Origin of the sequence: Micromonospora profundi (assembly GCF_011927785.1) — a bacterium.
In the GTDB taxonomy this organism is placed as follows: domain Bacteria; phylum Actinomycetota; class Actinomycetes; order Mycobacteriales; family Micromonosporaceae; genus Micromonospora; species Micromonospora profundi.
The window spans coordinates 5,085,257-5,102,941 of sequence record NZ_JAATJK010000001.1 but is presented as its reverse complement, the minus strand read 5'-3'; the positions used below and the strand labels follow the sequence as shown (position 1 = coordinate 5,102,941).

The window sequence follows — 17,685 nt, the reverse complement described above, 5'->3', positions numbered from 1 at the left end:
AGGGTGATTGTCCGACCCGTCGGCAGGGAACAAAGAGGGAGTGACCCGGGCGCGCTGCTCGGCCCGGGTCGCGCGGCGCGGCCGACGGTGCTGCCGCGTCGCCCGGTTTCCGGCGCCGACCAGGTCGTCGGGTGACCCCCTTGGGAGACACACATGACTGTTCGACGACTCAGTGCCGGCCTGGTAGCCGCCGCTCTGTTCACGCCCGCCCTGGCTGCCTGCGCCGGCGGAACGACAGGCAACGCCGGATCGACCGCCACCCCGACGGTGAGCGCGTCCGGCACGCCAAGCGCGTCCGGCACCCCCGTGGCCGGCGACGCCAAACAGGCCCTGCTCGACTCCACCAAGGAGATCAGCAACGGCAACTTCCGGTTCACCCTCTCCGGTGCCGGCTCCACGGCCGAGGGACAGGTGCACCAGCCGAGCCAGAGCGCGGCGTTGAAGGTCGCCATCGGCGGCCCCTCGTCCGACCTGGCCATGAAGCTCGACGTGATCCACGCCAAGCCGGACAGCTGGGTCAAGCTGGAGCTGACCGGCCCCGCCGCCGACAGCCTGCCCGCCATCAAGCAGCTCAACCTCGGCAAGTACCAGCACCTGGACCAGGCCCGCATCAAGGGCAACAAGAACCTCGGCTTCGACTTCGACAAGGTCGACCCGGCCGGCAGCGCGGTGCTGACCCAGGGCATCACCGAGGTACGCAGCACCGGCACCGGCACGTACGCCGGCACCATCGACATCACCAAGGCTGCCGAGGCCGGCTCGCTCAACGCCGCCACGATCGCCGCGCTGGGCACCCAGGCGAAGACAGTCCCGTTCACCGCGAAGGTGGACCCGCAGGGCCGGCTCAGCGAGTTGGTGCTGCAACTCCCGGCCGCCGGTCAGACCGCCGCCCAGGAGATCAAGATGACGTACTCGGACTACGGTGCCGCCACCGCCGCGCAGAAGCCGCCGGCGGACCAGGTCGTCGAGGCGCCGGCCGAGCTCTACAGCCTGTTCAACTGACGTAGTACGCGGGTGGGGCGGCTCCGGTCGCCCCACCGGCGCATCCTGGCGCGCTCAGGAGGCGGGTTCCTGGCGGGCGGCCTCGATCCGCGCCCGGGCGCCGTCCAGCCAGCGCTGGCAGATCACCGCCAGCGCCTCGCCGCGCTCCCAGAGCGCCAGCGACTCCTCCAGGGACGTGCCGCCGGCCTCCAGCCGCTCGACCACCGAGGCCAGCTCGGCCCGCGCCTGCTCGTAGCTGAGCCTCTCGTCCGGCCCGGCCTTCGTGTCGTCAGTCATCGCGTCCATCTCAGCACACCTCTCCCGCAGTCACCGTGTCGCCCGCTGCCGCCGGTGTTTCGCCTCGCGCAGTCGCCGGTCAGCCGTCCACTGTCGCGGCCAGCTCGCCGTCGGCAAGGCGTACCCGCAGGGGGTCGCCCTTGCCGACCTCGGTCGCCGCGCGGACCACGTGGCCGTCGGCGCGCTGCACTATCGCGTACCCCCGGTCGAGGGTGGCGGCGGGGGAGAGCGCGCGGAGGCGGGCCAACGTGTGCCGCAGTTCGGCGTCGGCGCTGGTGAGCCGGTGGTCGAGGCAGCGGCCGGCCCGCTGGCGCAGCGCGGCCAGCTCGGTCGCGCGGTGTTCCACCATCACCTGCGGCCGGGCCAGCACCGGCCGGGAGCGCAGGCTGTCCAGGCGGTGGGTCTCGCGGTCGACCAGGTTGCGGACCGCCCGCTGGAGGCGGTGCCGTGCCTGGCCGATGAGGTGTACCTCCTCGGTGAGGTCCGGGACCACCCGCTTGGCCGCGTCGGTGGGGGTGGAGGCCCGCAGGTCGGCGACGTAGTCGATGAGCGGCGCGTCCGTCTCGTGGCCGATCGCGCTGACCACCGGGGTACGGCAGCCGAACACCGCGCGGCAGAGCGCCTCGTCGGAGAACGGCAGCAGGTCCTCGATGCCGCCACCACCCCGGGCGATGATGATGACGTCGATGCTCGGGTCGGCGTCCAACACCTTGAGCGCGTCGATGATCTGCGGAACCGCGGACGGGCCCTGCACTGCGACGTTCACCGTGCGGAACTCCACAGCCGGCCAGCGTCGTCGAGCGTTCGTCAGCACGTCCCGTTCGGCGGCCGAGGCGCGGCCGGTGATCAACCCGATGCGGCCGGGCAGGAACGGCAGCCGGCGCTTGCGGGCCCGGTCGAACAGCCCTTCGGCGGCGAGCAGTTTCTTGAGCTTCTCCAACCGCGCGAGCAGCTCGCCGAGGCCCACCTGCCGGATCTCGTCGGCGCGCAGGCTCAACGTGCCCCGGGCGGCGTAGAACTCCGGTTTGGCATGCAGCACCACGCGGGCGCCCTCGCGCAGCTCGGGTGCCCCGGCGTCCAGTACGTCCCGGTTGGTGGTGACGGTGAGGCTCAGGTCGGCCGACGGGTCGCGCAAGGTGAGGAAGACTGTGGTGGCGCCCGGCCGGCGGCTGATCTGCGCCACCTGCCCGTCCACCCAGACCCAGCCGAGTTTGGCGATCCACGCCCCGACCTTCTGGCTGACCACCCGAACCGGCCACGGCTCCTCGGCGGTGCTGGCCCCCACCCGCGCGGAATCACTCACAGGCCCACCCTAAGGCCCACCCCCGTCGGCCCCCGGCGCGCGCCCGTTCGGCCTGTCGCAGCGCAACGTCATGATCAACGCGCGTCAGGTGAGGCGGGAGTGGTGGTGGGTAGGATGAGTGGGTGACTCAGGCTGAAGCGACTTCCCGGACCGGCAAGCGCGTGCTCCTGGCCAAGCCCCGCGGCTACTGCGCGGGCGTCGACCGCGCGGTGCAGACCGTCGAGGAGGCGCTGAAGCTCTACGGCGCCCCGATCTACGTCCGCAAGCAGATCGTGCACAACAAGCATGTCGTTCAGACCCTGGAGGCCCAGGGTGCGATCTTCGTGGAGGAGAACGAGGAGGTGCCCGAGGGCGCCACAGTCATCTTCTCCGCGCACGGTGTGGCCCCCGAGGTCTACGAGCAGGCCAGGGCGCGCTCGCTGAAGGCGATCGACGCGACCTGCCCGCTTGTCACCAAGGTGCACCACGAGGCGAAGCGGTTCGCCGCCGAGGACTACGACATCCTGCTGATCGGCCACGAGGGCCACGAGGAGGTCATCGGCACCGCCGGTGAGGCTCCCGCCCACATCCAACTTGTGGACGGCCCCGACGACGCCGACAAGATCACTGTCCGGGACCCGGCGAAGGTGGTCTGGCTCTCCCAGACCACGCTCTCGGTGGACGAGACGCTGGAGACCGTCGCCCGGCTCAAGCAGCGGCTGCCGCTGTTGCAGTCCCCGCCCAGCGACGACATCTGCTACGCCACCTCCAACCGGCAGCACGTCGTCAAGGAGATCGCCCCCGAGTGCGACGTGGTGATCGTCGTCGGCTCGACGAACTCCTCGAACTCGGTCCGGCTGGTTGAGGTTGCCCTGGACGCCGGCGCCCGCGCCGGTCACCTCGTGGACTTCGCCCACGAGATCGACGACGCCTGGCTCGTCGACGCCCGCACCGTGGGCGTGACCTCGGGCGCGAGCGTTCCGGACGATCTGGTCCAGGACGTGCTCGCGTACCTTGCCGAGCGTGGGTTCGGCGACGTCGAGGAGATCACCACCGCCAACGAGCGGCTCACCTTCTCGCTGCCGCAGGAGCTGAAGCGGGACATGAAGGCCGCCGCAGCCGCACGCGGCTGAGCGCCGTTTCGGCGATCACTGTGGGAACGCCGGGACGTCCCGGTGCGTCGAAGTCGGCATGAGGATCCTTCGGCTCGTCGTCCCCGCCCTGGTCGTCTGCGCGGCGCTGAGTGCCTGCGGTACGCCGACCGATGACCCCGCCGGTCCCGGTACGCCCACGCCGGTGACCGAACAACCCACCGCGCTGCCCCCCACGGCACCTGCCCCGTCGACCGCGACGGAGACGCTCAAGCCTCCCGGCGGCCCCAGCCTCCCGCCGCCGGTCGGCGCCACCGAACTCACCGGCACCGTCACCGCCGGGGTGGAGCCGAACTGCCTGCTGCTCGACGGGTACCTGCTGATCGGCGGCCCCCGGGACGTGCTGGTCGCCGGGTCGCGGGTCACTGTCACCGGCCGGGTGGAGGCGGGCATGATGACCACCTGCCAGCAGGGCACCCCGTTCGTCGTGGAGGGCGCCCGCAAGGGTTGACCGGCAGCGGCGCCCTGATCAGCGGTCGCGCTCGGCGCCGTCGAGCAGCTCGGGCGCCTGCGGCTGGCGGGGCGTCAGCTCGACCTGCGCCGGGACCGCCAGTTCCTCGTCCGATACGCCGAGCTCGGCGAGCTTGCGGGCGCTGACAAGCACCCGGGCCTCCAACGAGCCGACCGCCCGGTTGTACGCCGTCACCGCCCCGGCCAGCGACGACCCGAGCTTGCCCACGTGGTCGCCGAGGGTGGAGAGCCTGCCGTACAACTCCCGGGCGAGGGTGTGCACCGCCAGCGCGTTGCGGGCCAGCGCCTCCTGCCGCCACGAGTAGGCCACGGTGCGGAGCAGCGCGACCAGTGTGGCCGGGGTGGCGAGCACGACGTTGCGGGCGAAGGCGTGCTCCAGCAGCGTGGGGTCACGTTGGAGCGCGACGTCGAGGAACGGGTCGGCGGGCACGAACAGCACCACGAACTCGGGGGAGCTGTCGAACGCCGACCAGTACGACTTGGCCGCCAGCGCGTCGACGTGCCCCCGTAGGTACCGTGCGTGCGCGTCGAGGTGGGTGTTCCGGCCGCGCTCGTCACGGGCTTCCATCGCCGTGAGGTACGCGTCGAACGGCGCCTTGGCGTCCACCACCACCGACCGGCCGCCGTGCAGCCGTACCACCAGATCCGGGCGTACGACGTGGTCGTCGGTGGCGGCGGTGACCTGCTCGGAGAAGTCGCAGTGCTCAAGCATGCCGGCGGCCTCGACGATCCGGCGCAACTGGTGCTCGCCCCAGCGGCCCCGCACCTGCGGCGCGCGCAACGCGGCCACCAACTGTTTGGTCTCGGTGCGCAGCTCGCCGGAGACGGCGCTCATCGAGCGGACCTGCTCGCGCAGCTCGGCGTACGCGTCGACCCGGTCGTGTTCCAGCTCGGCGACCCGCTGCTCGTAGCGGCGCAGCGTCTCGTGCAGCGGCGCGACGGCACGGGCCACCGCCTCCTGCGACTGTGCGGTGGCCTCGTAGCTCAACGCCCGCATGGACTGCTCAAGCCGGCCCTCGCCGTCGCGGGTCGCGGTGAGGGTGGCATCCAGCCGGGCGATGTCGGCAGCCGAGCGGGACCGGGCCGCGAGCCAGCCGACCGCGCCGCCGGTGCCGAGGCACACGATCACCACGAGCAGCGTCGAGACGTCCATCACCGGAGCTTGCCAGACGTCTACGACGAGACACTCGGGGGTACGTTCGATGACATGGAACTCGTGCTGTGCCTCGCCATCGTGCTGCTGGGTGCCGTGGGTGCCGTGGCGCTCTTCCGCTCCCAGTCCACCGCCCGCCGACGCACCGAGCTGGGCGATGCCCGTGCGGAGGCGCAACGCTGGTACGAGCGCCTCGGCGGCCAGCTGTTGACCCTCCAGGGCGACGAGCCCGCCGTCCGCCAGGCGCTCTCCGACGCCGGTGAGCGGTACAACGCGGCGGGTTCGCAGCTGGAGCAGGCGCGTACGCCGCACCAGTTCGCGCTGGCCCGGGAGACGGCGCTGGAGGGGCTTGCCTACATCCGGGCGGCGCGGACCGCGCTGGGGATCGACCCGGGCCCGGAGCTGCCGGCGCTGGCCGCAGCGCGCGGCGTCGGGCAGCTCACCAAGGAGCGTGAGGTGCAGGTGCAGGGGCAGACGTTCCGGGCCGGCCCGCAGCCCGGCCGGGGCACGCCCTACTACTACCCCGGTGGTCGTTACCAGGGCCGGCCGGTGCCGGCTGGCTGGTACTCGACACCGTGGTGGAAGACCGCGCTGGGCGCCGGCGCGGGTGTGCTCGGCGGCATCCTGATCGCCGACGCGCTGTTCTCGCCGGCCTTCGCCGACCCGGGGTACGGTGCCGACGCGGCCGGCGCCGATCAGGGCATGGACGGCGGTGACCAGGGCGGCGACTTCGGTGGCGGTGACCAGGGCGGCGACTTCGGCGGCGGAGACTACGCAGGCGGTGACTTCGGCGGCGGCGGCTTCGGCGATTTCGGCGGCGGCGATTTCGGCGGCGGAGACTGGTGAGCCCGGACGGCAGCGTCGATCATGGAGTTGTGGTGGCCGATCAGCACCCGTGAGGGGCTTTTGTCAGGCACCACAACTCCATGATCGACTGCGCTGGGGGGTGGGTCAGCCTGTGTTGCGCATTCCGGCTGCGATGCCGTTTACCGTTGTGAGCAGTGCCCGCTCCAGGGCTGTGCCGTCGTTTGGCGCGCGTCGGCCTCCCGGTGCGGTGGCTACCGCCCGTCCGGCCGCACCTGAATCCCGGTACTGCCGCAGCAGCGCCACCTGAAGGTGGTGCAGCGGCTCCAGGTAGGTGTCCCGAACGGCAAGCGTGCGCTGCAACACCGGCGAGTTGTCAAGCAGGGCCGGTGTGGCGGTCACCGCGAGGACCTCACGCTTTGTCAACTCGTACTCCTGCTCGATCTGTTCGAAGATCGGGTGCAGCTTCTTCGGCACAAGTGTCTCGACGTACCGGCGGGCGATGCTCAGGTCGGTCTTGGTCAGCATCATCTCGACGTTCGAGAGGAACGTCCGGAAGAAGTGCCAGTTGCGGTGCATCTCGGCCAGTACGTCCGCCAGCCCGGCCTCGCGCGCGGCGGCCAGCCCCGAGCCGACGCCGAACCAGCCCGGCACGATCTGCCGGGTCTGCGTCCAGCCGAACACCCACGGGATGGCCCGCAACCCGGACAGCCCGGCACCGGTGTTGGGGCGCTTGGCCGGCCGGGAGCCGATGTTCAGCGCGCCGAGCAGTTCGGTGGGGGTGGACGCCCAGAAGTACGCCGGCAGGTCCGGGTCCTCGACGAGCGACCGGTACGACCGGTACGCCGACTCGGAGACCACGTCCATCGTGGCGTCCCAGCGCTCAAGCATCTCGGCCGGCTGGCGGGGAGCGGTGTGCAGCAGTGTCGCCTGGAGCACCGCGGCGAGGGTGAGTTCCAGGTTCTCCCGGGCCAGAGATGGCAGGCTGTACTTGTCGGAGATGACTTCGCCCTGCTCGGTCACCTTGATCGCGCCGTCGAGCGTGCCGTACGGCTGGGCGAGGATCGCCTCGTGCGTGGGCCCGCCGCCACGTCCCACAGTGCCGCCGCGGCCGTGGAACAGTCGCAGGTGCACCCCGTGCCGGGCGGCCACGTCGCGCAGCGCGCGCTGCGCCCGGTGGATCGACCACTGGCTGGTGGTGATCCCGGCTTCCTTGTTGGAATCGGAATAGCCGAGCATGACCTCCTGCACGTCGTCCCGGGCCGCGACAAGAGCCCGGTACGCAGGCAGGGACAGCAGTTGGTCGAGCAGTTCACCGCCGGCGTTCAGCTCGGCCGGGGTCTCCAGCAGCGGCACGAACCCGATCCGTGCCCGACCGCTGTGCACGTCCACCAGCCCGGCCTCGCGGGCCAGCACCACAGCCGCCAGGACGTCGTCCACGCCCATCGTCATCGAGATGATGTACGACTCGATCACCTCGCCGCCGAAGCGGTCCTGGGCTTCCCGGATGGTGCTGAACACGTCGAACGTCTTGCGGGCCTGCTCCGAGAGCGGGGTGTCGACAGTGGACAGGGGTCGGCGGCCGGTCAGCTCGTCGGCGAGCAGCTTGGTGCGTTCCAGCCGGCTCAGGGCCGGATAGTCGGTGACCTCGCCGATGGCCTCGTACAGCTGGGCGAGCACCGCGTGGTGTGCCTCGGCGTGCTCGCGGACATCCATCGTTGCGAGGTGCAGGCCGAACGCGGAAACCGTACGGATGGTGGAGGCGAGCCGGCCGACGGCCGTGAGCTGCCCGGAGTTGCGGGCCAGTGAGGCGCGCAGCAGGTCGAGGTCGGCGATCAGCTCGGCGGAGCCCCGGTAGTCCCGGCCCGGCACGTGCGCGGTGCCCTGACGCAGCCGCTGTCGGGTGTTGGCGAGCTTCGCCTTCACGCAGCGCGCCTTGAGCCGGTACGGCTCCTCGGCGTTGACCCGCCGGAAGCGGGGTGCCACCTCGGGCAGCGCGTCCAGGTCGGCGGCGAGGCTCGCTGAGAGGTCCAGTGAGACCCCGCGCAGCCGGCGGGAGACGGAGACCTCGTTGATGAGGTGGTCCATCGCCTTCTCGGTGGCAGCGATGCCGTGCTCGTGCTGGATGGTCAGCACCTCGCGGGTGACCGCCGGGGTCACGAACGGGTTGCCGTCCCGGTCGCCGCCGATCCACGTGCCGAAGCTCAGCGGGCGGGCCGTCGGCGACGTCTCCACACCGAGCGTGCGCAGCGTGTCGGCCAGGTCGTCGAGCACCTGCGGGGCGGCCTCGGCGTACAGGTCGCGCAGGTAGTAGATGGCGTTGCGGGCCTCGTCGGTCGGGTCGGGCCGGTCGAGCCGCAGCTCGTCGGTCTGCCACATCAGGTCCAGCAGTTCGGCGAGGCGGCGGTTGGCGGGGCCCTCGTCGCTGGCGCCGTACAGGATGGCGTTCGCGGTCTCGGTGTCCAGCTCGTCGGCGATGGCGCGCAGCTTGGACAGGATCGAGCGGCGGGCCGCCTCGGTCGGGTGGGCGGTGAAGACCGGCCGGACCGCCAGCCGGCGAGCCGCGGCGGCGATCTCCTCGGCCGGCACCCCCCGCTCGGCGATCATCTTGGCCGCCTGGTCCAGCCAGCCGCCCTGCACGGCGCGACGGCGGCGCAGGTCCCGGCCACGGTGCACCTGCTCGGTGATGTTGGCCAGGTGGAAGTAGGTGGAGAAGGCCCGGGCCAGCTTGGTGCCGGTGGTCACGTCCAGACCGCCGAGCCGCTGGGCGGCCGCTGGCACGTCGGTGCGTACCTGGGCGCGGATCTCCTCGACGAGGTCGAGCAGCGGACGGCCCTCCTGGCGTGCCAGGGTCTGCCCGAGCAGTGTGCCGAGCCGGCGGATGTCGGCGCGCAGCGCGGCGTCCGGGCCGTCGTGGTCATGCTGGTCGGTCACGATGCGCTCCTTACGTGAGTACGAAGGACAGCGCTGTCCGACTCCCTGGATCGTATCCGCGTCCCCGGCCGGTAAGGAGGGGGCCCTTGCCGACTCCTGCGGTGAAGGCAGCGGACCTTCCTGTCATCTCGGCTGGCGACACGCGCTTTCGTGCTGGTGGGAGGCTCATGCCAGGCGGTGGGCCGAGCGATCGACGTGGCGCTGAGCACATTCGGCACGCCGGGTGGCGTCCAGATGGTGAGCGCGGTGACGGCCAGGCCGGCCCGTCCGCACGAGATGGCGGGCGCCAGGCGGCCGCACGGAACGTGACGGACTGTCATGCGTCTCCCGGTCCACGCCGTCAGCCTAGGCCGGCCCCGTACCCCGCGCCGGGCGTTTCCCGCGCCCGGCGCGCTGTCCCGACGATCAGGTGATCGGGCAGCGGCCCGCGCTGTAGTGGATGATCGCCCCCATGATCTCCGCCTCCGGCCGGTCCGCGAAGTTGAGCGTGGCGGCCAGGCCCGAGCCGTAGAGGACGCTCAGTGGCGCGCTGTCCAGCCGCGTGAACACCCCGAGGTGCTGGAGCATCCGGGCGTCACGGGGCGTGACCACCACCATCTTCTCCAGGCTCCACCGCCGGCGGGAGATGTGACCGACGGCCTCCCAGGGCATCCAGATCGCCTGGCCCCGGGTCGGGCGGGTACGGATCCAGAGCCCGGCCGGACTGAGCGCCAGCACCGGTCCGCCGGAGCCGATCAGCCAGAGCTGGATCCCCAGCGGCAGGGCGATCGCGGTCAGCAGGCACACGAACAGGCCGAGGACGCCGAGGGCGGCCCCGGAGCGTATCTCCGGTTCCGCCGTGCTCACGATGCCGAGGCCGGCGAGGAAGGCGACCGGTAGGACCACGATGAGCACGATTCCCGCGGACAGCATGCCCCGCTTCGCGATGTTGGGGCGTACGACGAAGGGTTCGTTCTCCGGGATGCGCTTGGCCACCGGCGTGGACGGCGCGGGATATCCGCCGTGGGGGTGGTGGAACGGCGGGCCGGGGTAGAAGGGTTGTGAGGGATGTCCGGTCGGGGTGGTCACGGGCGCTCCGCTTCTCGATCCACTTCGGCGGCGCTCAGCCTATAAGGCGTACTCCAGCGCACAAGTCGAGCCGGTTTGCAGGCCACCCTCGGCCGTGCTCTCAGTCGCCGAAACCCGTTCGACCACCCGGCTAGCTTCTGACCATGGTGTTGCCGAACTATCCCCCGAAACCCCGACCGGGAGACCGGGTCGCCGTCGTCTCACCCTCCGCCGGTCTGCCGGCCCTCTTCCCGCACGTGTACGAGTTGGGCCTGCGCCGGCTGCGCGAGGAACTCCACCTGGAGCCGGTGGAGTATCCGACAACCCGCGCGGTCGGGGCCGACCCGCGCGGCCGGGCCCGCGACCTGACCGCCGCCTTCGCCGACCCGACAATCACCGCTGTGCTGGCCACCGTTGGCGGGGACGACCTGATCACGGTCACACCGCATCTCGACGACGACGTGCTGCGGGCCAACCCGAAGCCCTACTTCGGGTACTCCGACAACACGAACGTGCTCAACCACCTGTATCGGTTGGGCATCGTCGCGTACCACGGCGGGTCTGTCCTCGTGCACCTCGGTCGGCCCGGTTCGCCGCACCCACTGACCTTCGACTCGCTGCGGGCCGCCCTGTTCACCTCCGGCTGGTACGAGTTGTCGCCCGCGCCCGAATGGGGTGACCGGCCCAACCCGTGGACCGACCCCGGGTCGCTGGCGTACGAGCCGGAGATGCTTGCCGGCGACGGCTGGCGCTGGCAGGGCCCGGAGCGGGAGGTGCGCGGGCGTACCTGGGGCGGCTGTCTGGAAATCCTGCACTGGCTGATGGCCGCCGACCGGGTGCCGACAGCCGAAGAGCTGGCCGGGTCCGTGCTGGTCGTCGAGACCTCCAACGAACTGCCCACCGCGCAGGAGGTGTTCCGGATGGTGCGGAACATGGGGGAGCGTGGGCTGCTCGCCAGCTTCCCGGCGGTCGTCGTCGGTCGACCCAAGGCGTGGGATTTCGACAAGCCGCTGTCGGTGCCGGAACGATCGGCGTGGGGCGAGGCCCAGCGGGAGGCGATCACCCGGGCGCTCGCGCCGTACAACCCGGACGCGGTGGTGGTCTTCGACGTCGACCTCGGTCACACCGACCCGCAGTTGATCATCCCGTACGGCGGAGAGATCCGTGTCGACTCACGGGCCCGTCGTATCGCGGTGCGCTACTGATCCGCCTCCCTCAGCGCTCACCGGGTCGTGGGGAGGGCCGTCCGAGACGAGCAAATTTCTTCAAGACGCTGGGAGTGCCTGCGCCGAGGATTGTTCACGTGGGTCCGGGAGTTGCCAACCAGTGCAGCACCGGAGCGGGGCATGCGGACCTTTTCGGGGAGGCCCGACGTCCCACCCGGGCCCCGTGGCGCCCCTGGCGCTCGAGGAGGTGCCGCACGCTCCCCGTGCGGCACCTCCGTCGCCGTCGGGGGAGTCAGGCCGCGTCGGACGCGGTGAGCAGCCGGCGCAGCCGGGCGGGTGGGTGGCCCACCTGCTCCCGGACCACCCGGGTCAGGTGCGCCTGGTCGGCGAAGCCGTACTCGGCGGCGAGCGCGCCGAGCGGACGGCCGTCGGGTTCGGCGAGGGTGTCCAGCAACTCCCGCACCCGCAGCCGGTTGCGGTAGGCCGTGAGGCTGCTGCCGGTCATCCGCTGGAACACCCGGCTGAGATGGTGCGGAGAGCTACCGACCTCCCGGGCGACCTCGTCCAGACCGAGCGCGAAACCGGAGTTCGCAAGCACCTCCCGGGCGCGGTCGGCCAGCCGCCGGTGCGCGGCGAGCGTCGCCGGTCTCCGGCGTACGGCCCGATCGACATCGCCGCCCACGTCGCCGGTGCCGAGCGGGCTGTAACTCAGCAGGCGAGCCAGGAACCGGTGCAACCGCTCGGCCATCTCGAAGCCGTCCAGCCCACGCCGGAACTCGGCCACCAACAGCCGGTGCGCCAGGTCCAGCGGGGCGTCCGACGTCCCGGCCCAGCCGCTGCGGTCCATCCAGTGCTCCGCGTCCGGCCGGTCCGCGAGCGCCGCCGGATCGATCTCCAAGCAGGTGTACGAGTCGCCGCAGCCGAACGGGTGCGCCACCGCCATCTCGTCGCCCGGTCGGGTGAGGATCACGGAGGTGGCATCGGAGAGCCCGACCCGGCCGTTGAGCCGGCGACGGTACGCCCCGGAGCGGCCCAGGACGATCTTGTGGCGGTCCTCCACGGCGGGCTCCGTCCACCCGTGGTTCTCCACGATGCACCGCACCTGGTAGATCAACATCCCGTCCGGGTGCCCCAGCACGCGCCATCGTGCTGGCGTGGTGCGCCGACGCGGATCACTGCCGACTCCCTCGGCGGGCATCGTTCCCCCTTGTTCGCGACGTGCTCGTCACAGGCCATCCGCACCGATGGTCGTCGACTCATCGACCCCCGTCCACCCCGGTACGCGCCGGGCGTCGGTTGGCCCTGCGTCGACGCGCGTTCGAGCTGGCCGGCGACGGCTCCTGGACTCGACGCTCAGGGGCCGACCAGCGAGATCGGCGGTTGCGGGCGACGTCAGGCGTCGACGACGGCGAAGGCGCGGACCGGAAAGGTGCCCATGCCGCGCACCATCGGTGGGGCCGCTGTGAACCGGAACCCGCTCGGCGGCAGCGCGTCCAGACCGGTCAGGTGCTCCACGATCGGGATGCCGGCGGCGAGAAGTGTGCTGTGCGCGGGACGTACGCCTCCGGCCTGCGGACCCATGTCGTCGATGTTTATCGAATCGATGCCGACCAGGGCGGCGCCCGCGTCGGCGAGGGCCTGCGCGGCGTCCCCGGTCAGATACGGCGCCTCCGGCGCGCTGTACCGCTCGGTGCCGAAGTGCTCAGCCCACCCGGTGTGCAGCAGCACCGCGCGTCCGGTCACCTCGTACGGCGCCAGCATCAACCGGTCCACCGCACGGGTCCCCGCCGGCACCCGGACGACCACGCCGGGTAGGTCGGCGAGCCGGTCCAGCGACACCTCGGTCAGGTCGTCACCGCGGGACCAACGGTGGGCGGGGGTGTCCAGGTACGTACCGGTGTTGGCGATCATGTCGATCCGGGACACGTGGAACTCGGTGCCCGGCGCGTAGTTCGCCCGGGACGCCTCGAAGGTCAGCCAGTCCTCGATCCGCGGTGCCGGCCAGCCGGGCAGGGTGATCATCCCATCGGTGATCACATGGCTCAGCTCGACGAGCCGACGCCCGGTGCGGGGCTCACCGGCGACGCCCCGCCCGCCCTTGTGCGGCTCTTCGATGATCGTCTTCGCGCTGATCCGCACCTCGGCGACCATCAACAGCCCGAGGTGCCGTACGAAGAGCGCGGCCAGGTCCTCGTCGGTGATCTCCCGACCCGGGATGTCGAGCCGGAACCTCTCGGTCCGCAGCCCGCCACCGTTGGCGAAGCTCACCTCCGCGTCGAACTGCGCCCGCCACTGCTCACCCATCCCCAAACCCGACCACGCCCAAAGATGAACAGTCAAGATCCTCATAGCTGGCGGTACGCGCGATAGCTGGCGGTACGCGCGCTTCCGCGCGGCCCTGCGGGGGGCCCGGCGCAGTCGGCGACACCCGCAGACTGGAGCCCGGAGACGACGGCGGCCCGCAAGATCCGGGCAACTTCACTGAAACTGTTGCCTCCACGCGACCTGAGCCCACACCTTCCCTGTAGTTGTGCGGATCTTGCGGCGCGCGGTGCTCAGCGCGCGGGGCGGGCGCGGCGTGCGGGGCGGCGCGGCGCGGGGTGCGGGTGCGGGGCGGGGGCGCGGCGCGTGCGGCGTGGACATGGGCGGAATGGGATGGCTGTCGGTGGACGGGGATAGGCTGGTCGTCGTGCACCCCCCGTCCGACCGGACGAGGGGCAGCCGTCGTGTGTGCGTCGACTCCCCTGGAAGGACTCCCTTGCTCACCGGTCTGTTTTCCGCCGCCCTGGCCGACCCCGGGCTGGCCCGGGCGCGTGACCTGGCGCGCTCCGGTGCCGCCCAGGTCGACGGCCTCGACATCACCGCTCCTGCCGCGTTGCGTCCGTTCGCTGTCGCGGCGGTAGCCGCTGACAACGAGGGCGCCGGCCGGCCCGTGCTGGCGGTTACCGCCACCACCCGCGAGGCCGACGACCTGGCCGCCGCGCTGGGCGGGTTGCTGCCGGCCGACCAGGTGGTGGTCTTCCCCTCCTGGGAGACGCTGCCGCACGAGCGGCTCTCCCCACGTTCGGACACGGTGGGCCGACGCCTGGCTGTGCTGCGCCGGCTGGCGCACCCCGCGTCGGCCGACGCGCACGGCAGGACCGGCCCGCTGCGGGTGGTAGTCGCCCCGGTCCGCTCGCTGCTGCAACCGCAGCTCAAGGGGCTCGGTGACCTGGAGCCGGTGCAGCTCGCGGCCGGCGAGGAGGCCGACCTGGAGGAGGTGGCCCGCCGGCTTACCGACATGGCGTACGCCCGGGTCGACCTGGTCACCAAGCGCGGTGAGTACGCGGTGCGCGGCGGCATTCTGGACGTCTTCCCGCCCACCGACGAGCACCCGTCGCGTGTCGAGTTCTGGGGCGACGAGGTGGAGGAGATCCGCACCTTCGCCGTCGCCGACCAGCGGACCATCGAGCGGGTCCCACTGCTCTGGGCGCCGCCCTGCCGGGAGTTGCTGCTCACCCCGGCGGTGCGCGACAGGGCTGCCGCGTTGGCGCAGGAGCACCCCGAGCTGGCCGAGATCCTCGACAAGCTGGCCGAGGGCATCCCGGTGGAGGGGATGGAGTCGCTGGCCCCGGTGCTTGTCGGCCCCGACTCGCTGGAGTTGCTGCTGGACGCGATGCCGGCCGGCACCCACGTCCTGTTGTGCGACCCGGAGCGGATCCGCACCCGGGCGCACGACCTGGTGCGTACCTCGGAGGAGTTTTTGCAGGCCAGCTGGGCCGCGGCCGCGGTCGGCGGCCAGGCCCCGGTCGACGTCGGCGCCGCCGCGTTCCGCACCTTGGCCGAGGTCCGCGCGACAGCCGGCAGGCTCGGCCAGCCGTGGTGGACGCTGTCCCCGTTCGGCCTGGTGGAAGCCGAGACGGCCGAGACGCGCCAGCCCTGGGAGGACGCGCCCGAGCAGGCAAGCGTCACGCCGGACGACGCCATAGCGGTGACCCTCGCCGCCCAGCCGGCTCCGCTCTACCACGGCGAGACCGCGCGGGTGGTCGACGACATCAAGCGCTGGGCCGGCGAGGGCTGGTCCGTCGCGCTTGTCTTCGAGGGGCACGGCCCTGCCCAGCGGGCGGTGGAGGTGCTGCGCGACGCGGGGCTGGGCGCCCGCTTGACCGAGGAGGTGCCGACCGCGCCCGCGCCCGGCGAGCTGATCGTCACCTGCGGCGCGCTGGGCAGCGGGTTCGTCGACGAGGCGTCCCGTTTCGTGCTGCTCACCGGCAACGACGTCACAGGCGGTCGGGGCACCTCGACGCGGGACATGCGCAAGATGCCGAGCCGGCGGCGCAACACCATCGACCCGCTGGAGCTCAAGGCCGGCGACTTCGTGGTGCACGAGCAGCACGGCATCGGCCGGTACGTCGAGCTGGTGCAGCGCACCGTCAACGGCGCCAGCCGGGAATACCTTGTCATCGAGTACGCGGCCAGCAAGCGTGGCCAGCCCGGCGACCGGCTGTTCGTGCCGACCGACCAGCTCGACCAGTTGTCCCGTTACGTGGGCGGCGAGCAGCCGACCCTGCACAAGATGGGCGGCTCGGACTGGCAGAAGTCCAAGGCGCGGGCCCGCAAGGCGGTCCGGGAGATCGCCGCGCAGCTCATCCAGCTGTACGCGGCCCGCAAGGCGTCCAAGGGCCATGCGTTCGGCCCGGACACCCCCTGGCAGCGGGAGTTGGAGGACGCGTTCCCCTGGCAGGAGACGCCCGACCAGCTCGCCGCTATCGACGAGGTCAAGCGGGACATGGAGCAGACCGTTCCGATGGACCGGCTGATCTGCGGCGACGTCGGCTACGGCAAGACCGAGATCGCGGTACGGGCGGCGTTCAAGGCGGTGCAGGACGGCAAGCAGGTGGCGGTGCTCGTGCCGACGACGTTGCTGGTGCAGCAGCACTACAACACGTTCGCCGAGCGGATGAACCAGTTCCCGGTGCAGATCCGGCAGCTGTCCCGGTTCCAGACCGCGAAGGAGACCGAACGCACGCTGGAGATGGTCGCCGACGGCACCGTCGACATCGTCATCGGCACCCACCGGCTGTTGCAGACCGCCACCCGGTTCAAGCAGCTCGGGCTGGTGATCGTCGACGAGGAGCAGCGGTTCGGTGTCGAGCACAAGGAGCACCTGAAGACCCTGCGTGCCTCGGTGGACGTGCTGAGCATGTCGGCCACCCCGATCCCGCGGACCCTGGAGATGGCGATCACCGGCATCCGGGAGATGTCCACAATCGCCACCCCGCCGGAGGAACGGCACCCGGTGCTCACCTTCGTCGGCGCGCAGGACGACCGGCAGGTCGCCGCGTCCATCCACCGCGAGCTGCTGCGCGACGGGCAGGTCTTCTACCTGCACAACCGGGTCGAGTCGATCGACCGGGCGGCACGCCGGCTGCGGGAGCTGGTGCCCGAGGCGCGGGTCGCTGTGGCGCACGGCCAGATGGGCGAGGACGCCCTGGAGAAGGTGATGGTCGGCTTCTGGGAGAAGGAGTTCGACGTCCTGGTCTGCACGACGATCGTCGAGTCCGGCATCGACATTCCGAACGCCAACACCCTCATCGTGGAGCGGGCCGACCTGCTCGGCCTGGCCCAGCTGCACCAGATCCGTGGCCGGGTGGGCCGGGGCCGTGAGCGGGCGTACGCGTACTTCCTCTACCCGCCGGAGAAGCCGCTCACCGAGCACGCCCACGAGCGGCTGGCCACCATCGCCCAGCACACCGAGCTGGGTGCCGGCATGTACGTGGCGATGAAGGACCTGGAGATCCGGGGCGCCGGCAACCTGCTCGGCGGTGAGCAGTCCGGCCACATCGAGGGCGTGGGTTTCGACCTGTACGTGCGGATGGTCGGCGAGGCGGTCTCCGCGTTCAAGGGTGAGCGCCCGGAGGAGGAGGTCGACGTCAAGATCGATCTGCCGGTCGACGCGCACCTGCCGCACGACTACGTGAGCGTGGAGCGGCTGCGCCTGGAGATGTACCGCAAGCTCGCCGAGGCCCGCGACGAGGAGCGTCTGCGCGAGGTCGTGGCCGAGATGACCGACCGGTACGGCGAGCCGCCCGCCCCGGTGCAGAACCTGGTGGCGGTGGCCCGGTTCCGGCTGCTGGCCCGCCGGTACGGCCTGACCGACGTGTCCGTGCAGGGCAAGCACGTCCGGTTCGGTCCGCTGCCGCTGCCTGACTCGAAGCAGTTGCGGCTCAAGCGCTACCACCCGGACGCGGTCTACAAGCAGGCCACCGACCAGGTGAGCGTGCCCCGGCCGAGCACCCGCCGGATCGGTGGCGAGCCGCTGCGCGACCAGGCGCTGCTCGAATGGTGTGCCCAGTTGCTCTCCGACGTGTTGGGCGCCCCGGCAGTGGCCGCGACCGCCTGACGGGGCCGCGACCACCG

Annotated in this window: 13 protein-coding genes; 6 read left to right on the top strand and 7 right to left on the bottom strand. The window is 71.6% G+C overall.

The window, feature by feature from the left end:
* Positions 1–153: 153 nt before the first annotated feature.
* The gene (locus F4558_RS22415; RefSeq protein ID WP_053655376.1) at positions 154–1,002 is read left to right on the top strand and encodes a hypothetical protein; all 849 of its coding nucleotides are present in this window, start codon (positions 154–156) and stop codon (positions 1,000–1,002) included.
* A 54-nt stretch (positions 1,003–1,056) separates the two neighbouring features.
* Here F4558_RS22415 and F4558_RS22410 read toward each other — a convergent pair whose 3' ends face one another.
* Positions 1,057–1,278 (bottom strand): exodeoxyribonuclease VII small subunit, encoded by a 222-nt coding sequence (locus tag F4558_RS22410; protein ID WP_053655421.1) that lies wholly within the window; start codon positions 1,276–1,278, stop codon positions 1,057–1,059.
* 79 nt (positions 1,279–1,357) lie between these two features.
* Complete coding sequence (xseA, locus tag F4558_RS22405; protein ID WP_167945928.1) at positions 1,358–2,581, bottom strand: exodeoxyribonuclease VII large subunit; 1,224 nt, start codon at positions 2,579–2,581, stop codon at positions 1,358–1,360.
* A 122-nt stretch (positions 2,582–2,703) separates the two neighbouring features.
* On the opposite strand from xseA, the gene F4558_RS22400 reads away from it, so the two are divergent.
* Both F4558_RS22400 and F4558_RS22395 read left to right on the top strand, forming a co-directional pair.
* On the top strand, positions 2,704–3,693 hold the full coding sequence (locus F4558_RS22400; RefSeq protein WP_053655374.1) for a 4-hydroxy-3-methylbut-2-enyl diphosphate reductase: 990 nt from the start codon (positions 2,704–2,706) through the stop codon (positions 3,691–3,693).
* A 58-nt stretch (positions 3,694–3,751) separates the two neighbouring features.
* Positions 3,752–4,162, top strand: a complete 411-nt coding sequence (locus F4558_RS22395; RefSeq protein WP_053655373.1) for a hypothetical protein — start codon at positions 3,752–3,754, stop codon at positions 4,160–4,162.
* An 18-nt stretch (positions 4,163–4,180) separates the two neighbouring features.
* Here the strand turns inward: F4558_RS22395 and F4558_RS22390 are convergent, their stop codons facing one another.
* Positions 4,181–5,335, bottom strand: coding sequence for a DNA recombination protein RmuC (locus F4558_RS22390; protein ID WP_167945926.1), 1,155 nt, complete (start codon positions 5,333–5,335; stop codon positions 4,181–4,183).
* Between the two features lie 54 nt (positions 5,336–5,389).
* Here F4558_RS22390 and F4558_RS22385 point away from each other — a divergent pair, with 54 nt between their 5' ends.
* Entirely contained in the window at positions 5,390–6,181 is a 792-nt protein-coding gene (locus F4558_RS22385; RefSeq protein WP_167945924.1) for a hypothetical protein, read from the top strand.
* Between the two features lie 105 nt (positions 6,182–6,286).
* Here F4558_RS22385 and ppc read toward each other — a convergent pair whose 3' ends face one another.
* Both ppc and F4558_RS22375 read right to left on the bottom strand, forming a co-directional pair.
* Positions 6,287–9,073 (bottom strand): phosphoenolpyruvate carboxylase, encoded by a 2,787-nt coding sequence (ppc, locus tag F4558_RS22380; RefSeq protein ID WP_053655366.1) that lies wholly within the window; start codon positions 9,071–9,073, stop codon positions 6,287–6,289.
* 405 nt (positions 9,074–9,478) lie between these two features.
* Positions 9,479–10,141 (bottom strand): hypothetical protein, encoded by a 663-nt coding sequence (locus F4558_RS22375; protein WP_167945922.1) that lies wholly within the window; start codon positions 10,139–10,141, stop codon positions 9,479–9,481.
* Positions 10,142–10,284: 143 nt separating this feature from the next.
* Here F4558_RS22375 and F4558_RS22370 point away from each other — a divergent pair, with 143 nt between their 5' ends.
* Positions 10,285–11,325: a S66 family peptidase gene (locus tag F4558_RS22370; protein WP_167945920.1), complete on the top strand. Its 1,041-nt coding sequence runs from the start codon at positions 10,285–10,287 to the stop codon at positions 11,323–11,325.
* 253 nt (positions 11,326–11,578) lie between these two features.
* Here F4558_RS22370 and F4558_RS22365 read toward each other — a convergent pair whose 3' ends face one another.
* The gene (locus F4558_RS22365) at positions 11,579–12,484 is read right to left on the bottom strand and encodes a helix-turn-helix domain-containing protein (RefSeq protein WP_157552450.1); all 906 of its coding nucleotides are present in this window, start codon (positions 12,482–12,484) and stop codon (positions 11,579–11,581) included.
* A gap of 194 nt (positions 12,485–12,678) precedes the next feature.
* On the bottom strand, positions 12,679–13,590 hold the full coding sequence (locus tag F4558_RS22360) for a cyclase family protein (RefSeq protein WP_167945918.1): 912 nt from the start codon (positions 13,588–13,590) through the stop codon (positions 12,679–12,681).
* Between the two features lie 454 nt (positions 13,591–14,044).
* Between F4558_RS22360 and mfd the strand changes: the two genes are divergently transcribed.
* Positions 14,045–17,668 carry a transcription-repair coupling factor gene (gene mfd, locus F4558_RS22355; protein ID WP_167945916.1) on the top strand — a complete coding sequence of 1,208 codons (3,624 nt, stop codon included), beginning with the start codon at positions 14,045–14,047 and terminating at the stop codon, positions 17,666–17,668.
* Positions 17,669–17,685: the final 17 nt, after the last annotated feature.

Coding starts and splice junctions, on each gene's coding strand:
- F4558_RS22415 (WP_053655376.1), top strand. CDS start 154: ATGACTGTTCGACGACTCAGTGCCGGCCTGGTAGCCGCCGCTCTGTTC.
- F4558_RS22410 (WP_053655421.1), bottom strand. CDS start 1,278: ATGACTGACGACACGAAGGCCGGGCCGGACGAGAGGCTCAGCTACGAG.
- F4558_RS22395 (WP_053655373.1), top strand. CDS start 3,752: ATGAGGATCCTTCGGCTCGTCGTCCCCGCCCTGGTCGTCTGCGCGGCG.
- F4558_RS22390 (WP_167945926.1), bottom strand. CDS start 5,335: ATGGACGTCTCGACGCTGCTCGTGGTGATCGTGTGCCTCGGCACCGGC.
- F4558_RS22385 (WP_167945924.1), top strand. CDS start 5,390: ATGGAACTCGTGCTGTGCCTCGCCATCGTGCTGCTGGGTGCCGTGGGT.
- F4558_RS22370 (WP_167945920.1), top strand. CDS start 10,285: ATGGTGTTGCCGAACTATCCCCCGAAACCCCGACCGGGAGACCGGGTC.
- F4558_RS22365 (WP_157552450.1), bottom strand. CDS start 12,484: ATGCCCGCCGAGGGAGTCGGCAGTGATCCGCGTCGGCGCACCACGCCA.
- F4558_RS22360 (WP_167945918.1), bottom strand. CDS start 13,590: ATGGGTGAGCAGTGGCGGGCGCAGTTCGACGCGGAGGTGAGCTTCGCC.